At 54.7% G+C, this 12,831-nt stretch carries 10 protein-coding genes; 9 read left to right on the top strand and 1 reads right to left on the bottom strand.

Annotation, left to right across the window (positions count from 1 at the left end; genetic code table 11):
* Positions 1–179: 179 nt before the first annotated feature.
* Positions 180–1,004 carry a carbon-nitrogen hydrolase family protein gene (locus GP475_RS11170; protein ID WP_187974440.1) on the top strand — a complete coding sequence of 275 codons (825 nt, stop codon included), beginning with the start codon at positions 180–182 and terminating at the stop codon, positions 1,002–1,004.
* Here the strand turns inward: GP475_RS11170 and GP475_RS11165 are convergent.
* A complete protein-coding gene (locus GP475_RS11165; protein ID WP_187974439.1) occupies positions 985–2,154 on the bottom strand; it encodes a ferredoxin reductase domain-containing protein in 1,170 nt (389 codons plus the stop codon). The genes GP475_RS11170 and GP475_RS11165 overlap by 20 nt on opposite strands.
* A 133-nt stretch (positions 2,155–2,287) precedes the next feature.
* Between GP475_RS11165 and GP475_RS11160 the strand changes: the two genes are divergently transcribed.
* The 8 genes from GP475_RS11160 (at position 2,288) to GP475_RS11125 (ending at position 12,779) form a co-directional block, all read left to right on the top strand.
* A complete protein-coding gene (locus GP475_RS11160; RefSeq protein WP_187974438.1) occupies positions 2,288–3,628 on the top strand; it encodes a sodium/glutamate symporter in 1,341 nt (446 codons plus the stop codon).
* 35 nt (positions 3,629–3,663) lie between these two features.
* The gene (locus GP475_RS11155; protein ID WP_187974437.1) at positions 3,664–5,610 is read left to right on the top strand and encodes a solute carrier family 23 protein; all 1,947 of its coding nucleotides are present in this window, start codon (positions 3,664–3,666) and stop codon (positions 5,608–5,610) included.
* A gap of 147 nt (positions 5,611–5,757) precedes the next feature.
* Positions 5,758–8,325, top strand: coding sequence for an ATP-dependent chaperone ClpB (gene clpB, locus GP475_RS11150; protein WP_187974436.1), 2,568 nt, complete (start codon positions 5,758–5,760; stop codon positions 8,323–8,325).
* Between the two features lie 20 nt (positions 8,326–8,345).
* Positions 8,346–9,191 (top strand): sulfurtransferase, encoded by an 846-nt coding sequence (locus tag GP475_RS11145; protein ID WP_187974435.1) that lies wholly within the window; start codon positions 8,346–8,348, stop codon positions 9,189–9,191.
* A 1-nt stretch (position 9,192) separates the two neighbouring features.
* The gene (locus tag GP475_RS11140; RefSeq protein ID WP_187974434.1) at positions 9,193–10,290 is read left to right on the top strand and encodes a type III secretion system chaperone family protein; all 1,098 of its coding nucleotides are present in this window, start codon (positions 9,193–9,195) and stop codon (positions 10,288–10,290) included.
* A gap of 13 nt (positions 10,291–10,303) precedes the next feature.
* On the top strand, positions 10,304–10,843 hold the full coding sequence (gene pyrE / locus GP475_RS11135) for an orotate phosphoribosyltransferase (RefSeq protein WP_187974433.1): 540 nt from the start codon (positions 10,304–10,306) through the stop codon (positions 10,841–10,843).
* Positions 10,836–11,504, top strand: a complete 669-nt coding sequence (locus GP475_RS11130) for a TrmH family RNA methyltransferase (RefSeq protein ID WP_187974432.1) — start codon at positions 10,836–10,838, stop codon at positions 11,502–11,504. The genes pyrE and GP475_RS11130 overlap by 8 nt, the downstream gene beginning before the upstream one ends.
* Before the next feature lie 72 nt (positions 11,505–11,576).
* Positions 11,577–12,779: a glycoside hydrolase family 76 protein gene (locus tag GP475_RS11125; RefSeq protein WP_187974431.1), complete on the top strand. Its 1,203-nt coding sequence runs from the start codon at positions 11,577–11,579 to the stop codon at positions 12,777–12,779.
* The last annotated feature ends 52 nt before the right edge of the window (positions 12,780–12,831 follow it).

The raw sequence follows: 12,831 nt of genomic DNA, 5'->3' as shown, positions 1-12,831 counted from the left end.
GCGTTCCACGTGAGTCGACATAACTTTTGGTCATGGGTCATTTATCTGCTACTACGGTGGGCACAGCACGACGTTTGGTGAATACCTCAACAAAACCTGGCTACGGGGAGACCTCATAGCTGTCGTTGAGTAAAAGCGGCACTAGAATTTCGGAGTTTTTCACCGGTATGGTGAAGAACATGAAGATCGCGGCGATTCAAATTACAACTAGTGCCAATAAGGAAGATAACCTCGCTAAAGCTAGTGACTATATAGAGCGAGCTGCTGCTCAGGGGGCGAAAGTTGTGGTTTGTCCGGAAGCGCTGAGCCAGGCATTTGATTCAGGGCGGCTGGATACTCAGGCCGAAGATCTTGATGGCGAGTTTTGTTCCCGTCTTAAGGAATTAGCAGAAAAGCTCAATATTTTAATTATTGGCGGAGTCTTTAATCCTGCAGATCAGGTGGGAGATATTAATCGGGTCTATAACACTGCGTTGGTGACGGGGCCGGGTATCCATACCGGGTATCAAAAAATACATACTTATGATGCTTTTAAATACCGGGAATCCGATACCGTGAAACCCGGTGAGACATTGCTAACCGTGGATTTTGAGGGAGCGCGCATTGGGTTAGCAGTGTGTTTTGATGTCCGTTTCCCGGAGCAATTCCGGGCTTTAGCCCGTGCCGGGGCCGATCTCATTTGTATGCCTACTAGCTGGGCTGATGGGAAAGGAAAACTGGAACAATGGAGGCTGCTTACGGCAGCGCGAGCGCTGGATTCTACTAGTTTCTTGGTGGCCGCAGGCCAAGCCCGGCCTGGCGGTAATGCCAAGGCAGGTGAGGAATCCGGGCCCACGGGAATTGGGCATTCCTGCATAGTTAGCCCGACGGGTACTCGTCTTCAGGAAGCGGGTTATGAAGAAGAGATCATCATCGCGGATCTTGACTTTGATGAAGTTGCCGAAATCCGAAAGAGTATCCCTGTGCTTGATGCAGCCCAGGAATTTACCATGCTTCATAGGTAATATCCGCAAAATTCTGGGTACTGCGATACAGCGAACTAGCTGCCGGGTAGATTTCCCGGGCAGGACCGGCCAGATACACCTCACGCCCGCTCCACTCTCCTAAACTCAGCGCGTATTCGCCCAGGTTAGCGGCGTGCATTAAGGGGACAGAAGCGGGGGGAGTGATAGCGGAATGAAGCCACCAGGGATCAGCTTCTTCCTGAGTGGCAAGGTGGAACCGAAACCACGGAAGAGCGGTCGCGAGATTTTCGAAGAACACCACATCATAAAGTTCACCGGGGTACTGGGCGACGTGAACTATATCCACCGACGGAGGATTGTCCTCTTCCAACAAACCCAGAACCATGGCACGCAAGGGGGCTAAGCCAGTCCCCGCAGCAAGCAGCAATAAATCTCGGCGGTTTCCGGGGGCTAGAGATGGGCCCAGGCACAGGTGCCCTTCGGCTGCCCCCAAGGTCCACAAGTCTCCTTTTCGAGCGTGAGCTAAAAGCGCGCCGGGGCGTCCTTTACCAGGTGAAAGAATGTGGAACTCCACCTGGCCGGACTCAGTGGCAGGTACAGCAGGGGAGAGCATTTTCCAGGTGCCCGCTAAATAATCTGTGCTTACTGGAAGATGTTGTCCGGGGAGATAGGAAAAAGGCATCCCGCTTTCCAGGCGAATCACGCTTAACCGGCGGCTGCGTTTTTCAGTATCAACGACGGTAGCGGCCCACGCCGGAGGAACTCCAGCGTAATCCGCTTCGGCAGCAGCATCAGCCATCACCTGACACGCCTGCCTTAAGATATCGGCTCCTTGGGCAAGCCGTCCGGGAGCCAGGTTGGCGTCGAGTACATTTCGATGAAGCGCTTCCACTAAGGCATGAGCGAAATCTGAATAAGCCTCGGGCGGGAAACCATGTCGGCGGTGCCGGCGACCGTGACCGGCCAAGTATTCGCGGACGTGGGGTGGAATAGTGGTGGTGGAACGATCTAGTACGTCGGCGAGGGTAGCGACCAGGCCCTCATGGCGGCGAGAAGTCCGCGGGAACAGAGTCCGGGCTTGGGGTGCGCGGGGGAAGAACAACTCATGAGCCGCGTGGTTGAACTCATTGGCACGGGCCCGGAGCTGTTCAGCGACGTCTTTGAGCGGCTGTTGTTCATCGGAAGTCACCACACCATTGTGCCTGTGAGAGGGGAAAATCCCAAAGATTTTTTATTAGGAGGCTTATGAGAAATACAGTAAAATAACTTTGTTATTTGTGAGCTACATAATAGGTTTTTTCTGAAAGGGCGTGATTGTTGACGTGGAATATACTCCCTATTCCCTCTTAATCGATGTCGGCTGGATTTCCGTCCTCATGGTGGTGGGCAATGTCCTTCGGCGGCGGATTCCTTTCTTTCAAACCCTCCTTATTCCCTCCCCGATCACCGCAGGACTATTGGGCCTCGTCCTCGGCCCGGAAGTCCTCGGGCTCATCGGCTTCTCCCAACACATCGGAACCTACACTTCCATCCTCATCGCCGTGGTTTTTGCCTCCATGGCGTATTCCATGAACCTCACCCCCTCGGTTCGCACCGGCGCAAAAACCATGTGGTCATACTCCACCGGTATGTTCGTCGGCCAATGGGGTGTTTTCATCTTATTAGGTATTTTCGTCTTCAAACCGATCTGGGGCACTGAGGACTGGTTCGGAATGATGCTCCCGGTGGGCTATGTGGGTGGCTTCGGCACCGCTGCGGCCGTCGGTTCCTCGGTTGAAGCCGCAGGAGCCCAGGCTGCTAGCTCTCTCGGTTTCACCTCGGCAACGGTAGGTACTCTTGCCGCAGTGGTGGGCGGCATCATTTTCGCGAACTGGGGTATTCGCACCAAACGCGCAGCGGCAATGCCAGAGAAACTGCCGTGGGAACTGCGTAGCGGATACATCGACGATGAAGGCGCGCGTCCTAGCATCGGTAAAGCCACCACCAATCCCTCTGCCTTGGAGCCGGTGGCTTTACACGTGGGGGTGGTGGCTTTCACCGTCATGGTCGCCTACCTGCTCAATAAGCTCATCAGCAGCCATTTCCCCTCGGTATCCATTCCGCTTTTTGCTATGGCGTTTGTGGTGGGACTATTCGGAAAACTGGCACTGAAACTCGCCGGGAAACCCAAGTACCTGGATACCGACACCATCAACTCCGTTTCTGGTGCCGCCACTGATTACCTCATCGCATTCGGTATTGCCTCTATTGTTCCTTCGGCCGTCGCAGACTACTGGATTCCGCTGCTGGTGCTATTTATCGCCGGCACAGCCTACTGCATATTCTTCTTCTTCGTTATCGCGCCCTATTTCTTTGCCCCGCAATGGTTAGAACGAGCCATATTCGGTTGGGGATGGGCCACCGCTGCGGTAGCAACCGGAATTGCGTTGCTCAAAATCGTTGACCCGAAGATGAAATCAGGCACGCTAAATGAATATGGCGTGGCCTATGTAGCCTATGCCCCCTTTGAAATCGGCATGACTGTCATTGCGCCGATAGCAGTGATCGCTCACATGGAATTGGGACTGGGGATAGCATCCACTCTCATCGCCGTGGTGGTGCTTGCGGCTCCCGTGGTGTTGAAGTGGCTACCGTCAAGGGACGGAAGTAAAAAGGCTGCCTAGACCGTGGTTACCCCTCGTTGCACCAGGCAATAGCAATGAGGGAAACTAACGGGGTGACTACATCCCCCAGCACCATTGATTCGCGGCACCCGGTGGATCGGGTGCCTTCTCCACCGAAACTTGCCGCTCTGGGCCTGCAACACGTTTTGGCCTTCTATGCCGGAGCGGTGATTGTCCCGTTGCTTATTGCCTCATCGCTGAAATTGGATACGGCGACAACTATCCATCTCATCAACGCTGACCTGTTGACCTGCGGGATCGCTACCATCATTCAGTCGGTGGGCATCGGTAGGCACATCGGGGTTCGACTACCCATTGTGCAGGGGGTTACCACCACTGCCGTCGCCCCCATTATTGCCGTGGGATTGGGAGTGACCGACGGCCGAGGCGGCGTAGAATCCTTGCCCACGATTTATGGTGCAGTCATTGTCTCAGGCCTGTTCACCTTCTTCGCCACGCCAGTCTTCACCAAGCTTCTGAAGTTCTTTCCACCCGTTGTTACCGGGTCAGTATTGCTAGTCATGGGCACTTCTTTGCTGGCAGTATCGGCCAATGACTTTGTTAACTATGCGGAAAGCACTCCAGTCGGAAAAGATATTGCTTACGCCGGCATGACCCTAGTCATCATTGTGCTGGTGCAACGATTCTTCCAAGGTTTCCTAGGGACCCTGGCAGTGCTCATTGGTCTGGTGGTTGGTACTACAGTGGCGCTTTTCTTCGGGGACGCAAGTCTCCACGAAGTAGCCACCGCCGCACCCTTGGGAATCACTACCCCCTTCTACTTTGGTTTCCCGGAATTCAACCTGGCTGCCTGTATCTCCCTCATCATCGTTATGGCCATCACCATGGTAGAAACCACCGGTGACGTCTTCGCCACGGGAGAGATCGTGAAACGACGGATCCGTCGTGATGATGTAGCCCGGGCGCTGCGAGCTGACGGCGTATCCACGGTGCTCGGCGGAGTCATGAACTCCTTCCCCTATACCTGCTTTGCGCAAAACGTAGGTTTGGTCCGCATAACTGGGGTGAAATCACGCTGGGTAGCCACGGCGGCCGCTGGTTTCATGATTATTTTGGGGCTTCTCCCCAAAGCTGGCGCAGTAGTTGCTTCTATTCCGGCCCCGGTCTTAGGAGCTGCCTCTCTGATGCTTTTTGCCAATGTCGCCTGGGTGGGATTACAAACCATTGCTAAGGCTGACATGACTGATAACCGCAATGCTGTGATTGTAACCAGTGCCCTGGGCCTGGCAATGCTCGTGACTTTCAAACCAGAAATCGCTGAGGTTTTACCATCCTGGGCGCGGATTTTTGTCTCCTCCGGAATGTCCACCGGGGCAATTACCGCCATTGTGCTGAATCTTTTATTCCACCACCTAGGTCAACGAGATCGTGATGCCGCAGTAGCGCGACGCCACGGGCAGGCGGTGAGTTTGGCGGAGATTAACCGCATGGATCAGGCAGAATTTACGGATACTTTGCGCTCCTTATTCAATGAACACACCTGGCCCTTAGCTATTGCCTGGGAGCACCGTCCCTTCGAAAATGTCGGTGAGCTCAGAGAAGCCGTTCAGGTAGCGGTACTTACTGCCACCCCGGAGCAGCGTGAGGAGCTGATCCATGATTATCCGGACATGGCAACACTCATTCTTGCGGATGAGGATTCAGATCCGGCATTGGGCCACGCCAGAGGATCATTGGGTTTGGGTGAATTAGATGATGTGCAACGAGATCGCCTCGTTGAGGTAAGCGCTGCGTATCGCGACCGTTTTGCTATGCCTTTTGTGGCTTATCTTGCCACAGATGACACCATTGACAGGGTGATTGAAGAAGGCGTGCGGAGGCTCAGTAATTCCGATGAGCAGGAGCACCGGGTGGCGTTGACGGAGATTGTCAATATCGCTAATGATCGTTTTGATTTATTGTTGGCGGATGCTGATCCGGTGCGTTCTGCCTGGGCTCAAAAGTTCGCTGAATTTGATTAGCGAGCAGATGTTTCACCTGGTGGGATAAAGTTTAAGGAAACCTGAGTGGAGGAGACTCAAAAAAAGTTGCCTTGAGCGGAACAGACTCAACTTCTGGTGCGTTATAAGGAGTGACTGCATAAATAAATCCAGGAAGGAACCAGAATAATGAGCTCTTTTAATCCCACTACTAAGACCCAAGAAGCCCTACAGGCCGCACTTCAGGCGGCGAGTGCTGCGGGAAATCCGGATATTCGTCCGGCCCATTTATTGGCAGCTATTTTGGATCAGCCAGAGGGGGTTGCGGCTCCCGTTATTAAGGCCACCGGAACAGACCCCAAGGTGGTATTAGCGGGTGCTCGAGATCTGGTGAATTCCTATCCCAAGGCGGAAGGGGCCAATATGGCCAATCCGCAATTCAATCGGGATGCGCTCAATGCGTTGACAGCTGCTCAAGAGCTGGCCGGGGAGTTAGGTGATGAATATGTATCGACTGAGGTTTTGCTCGCGGGTATTGCTCGGGGCACCTCGGATGCTGCTGATCTGCTGAAACGCTATGGCATTAGCTATGAGGCTATTACTGGTGCTTTCCCTTCGGTGCGGGGCAACCAAAAAGTGACAACTCAGGACCCGGAAGGGCAATTCCAGGCTTTGGAAAAGTATTCCACTGACCTTACTCAGCGAGCGAGGAATGGGGACATTGATCCAGTCATCGGCCGGGATGCTGAGATCCGGCGGGTGGTGCAGGTGCTTAGTCGTCGGACGAAAAACAACCCGGTGCTCATTGGTGAGCCTGGGGTGGGGAAAACCGCCATTGTGGAAGGTTTGGCGCGACGCATCGTGGCCGGGGATGTTCCGGAATCCTTGCGGGGCAAAACCCTGATTTCTTTGGACCTAGGCTCTATGGTGGCCGGGGCGAAGTACCGCGGGGAATTTGAGGAACGGCTTAAAGCAGTTCTTGATGAAATCAAGAACGCTAATGGGCAGATCATTACCTTTATTGATGAGCTGCACACCATTGTGGGTGCTGGTGCCACCGGTGACTCTGCGATGGATGCCGGCAATATGATTAAGCCTCTCCTAGCGCGGGGAGAATTACGCCTGGTGGGTGCAACTACCCTTGATGAGTACCGAAAGTACATTGAAAAAGACGCTGCGTTAGAGCGACGTTTCCAGCAGGTCTATGTGGGAGAACCCAGTGTAGAAGACGCCGTCGGTATTTTGCGGGGCTTAAAGGAACGCTATGAGGTTCATCACGGGGTGCGGATTCAAGACTCCGCGCTGGTAGCTGCCGCTACGCTGTCCGACCGCTACATCACCAGCCGATTCTTGCCGGATAAGGCTATTGACTTGGTGGATGAAGCAGCTAGCCGCTTGCGGATGGAAATTGACTCTTCGCCGCAAGAGATTGACGCCCTCGAGCGGGTTGTCCGCCGACTCGAGATTGAAGAAGTAGCGCTGAGCAAAGAAAGCGATATTGCCTCTCAGGAGCGACTCGCTAAGTTGCAGAGCGAGTTAGCCGATGAACGGGAAAAACTCGCGGAGCTGAAGGCTCGGTGGTCCAATGAGAAAAAGGCTATTGACCGGGTTCGGGAAGCAAAGGAGCAGTTGGAAAAACTGCGTCAGGAATCTGAGATAGCTGAGCGCGAGGGTGACTATGGCAAAGTTGCGGAGCTGCGCTATGGCAAGATCCCGGAGCTAGAAAAGGAGGTTGCGGCGGCGGAAAGCCAGGTGGAATCTGGTCAGAACAATGCCATGCTTTCTGAGGAGGTCACCCCAGACACCATTGCTGAGGTTGTTTCTGCGTGGACTGGGATCCCGGCAGGAAAAATGCTGCAAGGTGAAACAGAGAAGCTGCTGAATATGGAGTCTGAACTGGCGAAAAGAGTGGTTGGTCAGGAAGATGCCGTGCGCGCAGTATCGGATGCCGTGCGACGGTCCCGCGCCGGGGTGGCTGATCCCAACCGGCCCACGGGTTCTTTCCTGTTCCTTGGACCCACCGGCGTGGGTAAAACTGAGCTGGCTAAGGCCTTGGCGGAGTTCCTCTTTGATGATGAACGCGCCATGGTGAGAATTGACATGTCGGAATATTCAGAGAAGCACTCTGTGGCCCGATTGGTGGGAGCACCCCCCGGATACGTCGGCTATGATGCTGGCGGTCAGCTTACTGAGGCGGTTCGTCGTCGCCCCTACACCGTGGTTCTCTTTGACGAGGTGGAAAAAGCCCATCCGGATATTTTTGATGTCCTATTGCAAGTCCTTGACGATGGTCGCCTCACCGATGGTCAGGGCAGGACGGTAGATTTCCGCAATACCATCTTGATTCTGACCTCGAACCTGGGTGCCGGTGGCACGAAGGACCAGATCATGGAGGCCGTCAAGCACGCCTTCAAGCCGGAGTTTATTAACCGTCTTGATGACGTAGTAACTTTCGACGCGCTCAGCCACGAACAGCTCACCCATATTGTCGATATCCAGGTGGCCCAATTGGCCCGACGTCTGTCCGCACGTCGCCTCACTCTCCATGTCTCTGATGCAGCGCGTTCGTGGTTAGGGGACCGTGGTTATGATCCTGCCTATGGGGCCCGTCCGCTGCGCCGATTAATTCAGCAAGCAATCGGCGACACTCTGGCTCGCGAGCTCCTCGCCGGGAAGATCAAAGACGGTGATGTGGTCAACGTTGATCTGGCCGATGGGGGTGAACGCTTAGACGTCACGCCTGGCGAGCGAGGGTAGTCACCTTTAAGATCGGGCGCATGAGCAATTTTGTGTCTGTTGCGGATCTTGCCGGCGCGGTCTACCAAGGCCGCGGCGGCACCCTTTTGGGATGTTATTGGCGACCCGAAGAAAACGCCGGGTACCGGAAGTTCAGTTCAGAACATATTCCGACGGCCTTGTTCTGTGATCCTCAAACGGCACTTGCCGGTGTTCCAGGTTCTGCCGACGGACGCAATCCGCTCCCGGACCCAGACATCGTGATGCACGCTTTTCAGCGCTGGGGGATCAGAATCGACCGCCCCATTGTGGTTTATGACGAGGGTCGCGGGCTTTTTGCGGCTCGTGCCTGGTGGATCCTGCGGTGGGCAGGGTTGCGCGAGGTCCGGATCCTGGATGGAGGCTTAGCCGAATGGTTCCGTCAGGGGCATAAGGTTCTTGGCGGGCCAGGTAATTTAGCCCAATCCTGCACAGTGAGGATTAACCCTGGTCAAATGCCCGTAGCTACCATGGCTGATGTTCAAGAAGCAGCCGATGATGTCATTCTTATTGATACCCGTGAACCGGAGCGTTTTGCTGGGGAACGCGAGGTTTTAGATCTTAAAGCCGGCCATATTCCAGGGGCCATCAATATCCCGAACCGGGATGTGTTGCGCGAAGATTTTACCCACCGAAGCCCGGAAGAAATTCGGCAGCGTTTCGCGGAAGCAGGAATTGGACCTGAGACTCCCACCCAAAAAATGATTATTTACTCCGGGTCTGGTAATCACTCGGCGCAGGTTATTGCCGCGATGGAAGAAGCAGGTTTGCAGATTCCACAGCATTTTGTGGGAGGCTGGTCTCAATGGTGCGCCAACCGGAAATCTCCCGTAGAGCGTGGTTATTAGCATGAACTACCTCATTTTCCTCCTCGCTGGACTGGCCGCACTGTTGGGGGTGTTACTGCTGGTTGCGGATCATCTCCGGAAACGTGAGCCAGAAGTTGCCGAGCCAGACAGTTGGCCGGGGGTACAGGTTCAACCGCCTGAAGAAGACGGTCCCTCAGCACCCGAGCCAGAGGTAGAAAAGCCAACAACCGGTGGTTTTAGTATCCCTATGACCCAGCGCCGCGAGCGACGCAGTTGGGCAGAAACTCATGGTTGGGATTTCGCGCGCACGGATCCCTATTTAGATGATGAATGGGTCCGCGGAGCCGCAGCGAGCGGAGCAGCTCCGCGCGACATCGTGCGGGGAGATATTGCCGGCTATGAAATGTATCTGGCTAGTTTAGGCCATATCCCAGTGATGGCACTTCGCCGTGGTGAAGCCTCTGATGTGGTAGTCGATATCCATCGCCCCGATAACGTGGGCGAAAGCTCTGAGGATCTTCTCCCGGTAACCCAACTCCCAGGGTTTGACGTCGTAGCCACCGAGGTAGGCCCAGCGGATCGGATGATCGACGGCCGGGTGCGTCGAGCTCTCACCCAACTACCAGAGGCGGTACGGGCAGTGTGGCTAGAAAGCGACTGGGCTATCGCCGAACTGGAACGGGGGAGTCGTCAAGAAGTCTGGGACCTCGTCGGCGAGCCATTGGCAATGATTGCCGATGCTTCCCGAACGTTGCCACCTCGAGGTCCAGCAGGAGCACCGCCGCTCTTTCCCCCAGACCATCCCTCCCGCCCCTTACCGCAGGCACCCAGCCCTGAGGAAGAATACAACCCAGCGGAACCGGATATCAGTGCCACTCCCTTGGTGATCCGCCCCGAGGAACCTTGTGAAATGCCGAGCAGAACTCACGCTGAAAGCCGCGGGGTGGTGGAACCGCGCCCGCTGGGGGCCGATGAAGTCGATGCCATTGCCGAGGGAAGCCAGCCGACCCCTCCCGTCGACTATCACGGCGCCCGCATTGTGCGAGATCTTTCCCGTGGATCCAGTATTTTTGATGATCTCACCGAAGAGCTCGGAACAGATCCGCTAGCCGATCGCGAAGAAAATCCGGAGGAGTAGGTAGGGTTAAAGAATGGATAAAAATAAGCGCGCAGAACTCGCTGAACTGGTAAAAGAACTGGCTGTAGTTCATGGCAAAGTCACGCTATCCTCCGGGAAAGAAGCCGACTACTACGTGGATCTGCGACGCGCCACCCTGCATCATCGAGCGTCTCGGCTGATCGGGGAACTGTTGCGGGATCTCACCCAGGATTGGGATTATCAGCATGTGGGTGGCTTAACTCTCGGCGCAGATCCCGTAGCTACCTCCATCATGCATGCTGAAGGCCGACCCATTGACGCCTTTGTGGTCCGCAAAGAACAAAAGAAGCACGGTATGCAACGCCGAATTGAAGGGGCGGATGTTTCTGGGCAACGAGTCTTAGTGGTTGAAGACACAACCACTACCGGTAACTCTCCACTAACTGCGGTGGAAGCCTTAAGAGAGGCCGGAGCCATTGTGGTGGGAGTTGCCACGGTGGTAGATCGCAACACCGGTGCGGAGCACGCTCTGGCCGACGCTGGCTTGGAATACCGCTATCTGCTGGGAATTGAGGATCTTGGTCTTGCGTGATCCGGTTCAACCCGGCCCGACGGAATGGGGCCAGGGACGTCACGGGGTAGGCCCGTGGAAGGATGAGCACCCGCACTCTGCTATCCCTACTGACCCGCGTCTTGATCCTCAGCTCCTCAGCGAAGGGGACCGACGCAATGTGGTGGATGCCTACCGATACTGGACGAGAGAGTCAATCATTGCTGACATTGATCAGCGTCGCCACCCTCTTCATATAGCCATCGAAAATTTTGAAAACGATTCCAATATCGGCACCGTGGTGCGTACCGCCAACGCTTTTGCCGTGGACACGGTGCATATTGTGGGCCGAAAACGGTGGAATAGACGGGGTGCGATGGTGACGGACCGCTATCAGCATTTGCAGCACCATTCTGATACCGCTGCGCTCTTGCGCTGGGCTGAAGCTCAAGGCTTAACAGTAGTGGCCATTGACAACATCCCCGGATCCGTTCCGTTAGAGACTGTTGAGCTGCCGCGTCACTGTTTATTTCTCTTTGGACAAGAAGGTCCAGGGGTGACCGAAGAAGCTCAGTTAGGTTCCTCAATGACCTGCTCTATTGCCCAATTTGGTTCTACTCGTTCCATCAATGCGGGGGTAGCTGCAGGCATAGCGATGCATAGTTGGATTAGACAACACGCAGATCTTTCTGCGGCGTGGTAGCCTGGCCTTTCTAGTTAACTAACGTAAAACTAATATGAAAATTTCATTTTCAAGGTAAGGGATCGAAGCACTGTGCAAGAAAAATGGGCGCATCGCGCGGATTTAGCGGAGAATGCTTTAAATGACCGCCATGGCTCTAAGCTGTGGGGTTTGCCCGGCACGAACATTGCTATGGTGGCGTGGCCGCCGACCATGAAAGAAAAAATGCACGTGCATTGGCACTACTGGTGGCAAGCCCACTACCTGGATTGTTTAGTGGATGCTGCGATGCGTCGCGCCACTCAGCAGCGACGGCGACGGATACGTCAAACTATGCGTGCTATTCAATTCCGTAACTTGGGGAAGTTATCAAAGAACCGCTATTACGACGATAAATGCTGGTTAGCTTTGGCGATGGCACGGGCAACCCAGATCCCTGGCATTAAAGAACCTAAGCAGTTACCTGGCCTGGAGCTAGATATTATCGCCGGAATTGACTCTCGGATGGGAGTGCTACCCTGGCGCCGAGGCGAAGCTTTCTATAACACCCCGACCAACGGCCCCGCGGCCATTATGATGGCTCGGACCGGGCGCTTAGATCAGGCTATTTCCCTGGTGAACTGGATTTTCAGTGAATTGGTCAACGAGGAAGGCCTAATTATTGACGGGCAACGCCAGCGGATGCATGGGCCGGAATTTGTGGAAAATATCCATCCTTACTGTCAGGGAGTCACGCTAGGAGCATGTCTAGAAATAGCCCTGCAGTTGCGGCAGCGGGCAGGTTTTTCTGACCTCGATCACATTCGCGACGTTGCTGATGCTGAGCGGATGGAAGCCAGTATGAGCTACATAACCAAGATTAGAGAGCTTATTGAGGCAGTGAATATTCATTTAGCTACTCCTCAAGGAGTATTAAATACTCCGACAGGTGATGGAGATGGTGGATTATTTAAGGGAATTTTGGCGCGTTATCTAGCGGATATTGCAGTTCGTTTGCCGCTCGATAACCCCACCAATCGGGCCGTGAAAAAGGTTGCGGCCCGGCTGGTATTAGCGAGCGCAGAAAGTGCCTGGAACCATCGGCTAGAGGTTGATGGGTTGCCTATCTTCGCGACCAATTGGACTGAGGATGCTCGTCTTCCGCATAACTTTGGGCTGGGGCGTTTTTCCTTGCCGGAATCCCTCGGGGTGATTCGCATCGCGGAGCGCGATCTTTCGGTTCAGCTCTCCGGGTGGATGCTCTTGGAGGCGGCAGCACGAGTTGCCGCATACGTTGACTCGGGCATGGATAAGTAGCCAATCTCACATAATCAAAAATTCTCAAAAGCAACCGGAAAGGCGCTGGTCA

Source organism: Corynebacterium poyangense, assembly GCF_014522205.1.
Lineage (GTDB): Bacteria > Actinomycetota > Actinomycetes > Mycobacteriales > Mycobacteriaceae > Corynebacterium > Corynebacterium poyangense.
Note: the sequence above shows the minus strand (reverse complement) of the source record. Positions and strands in the feature narration are given on the sequence as shown.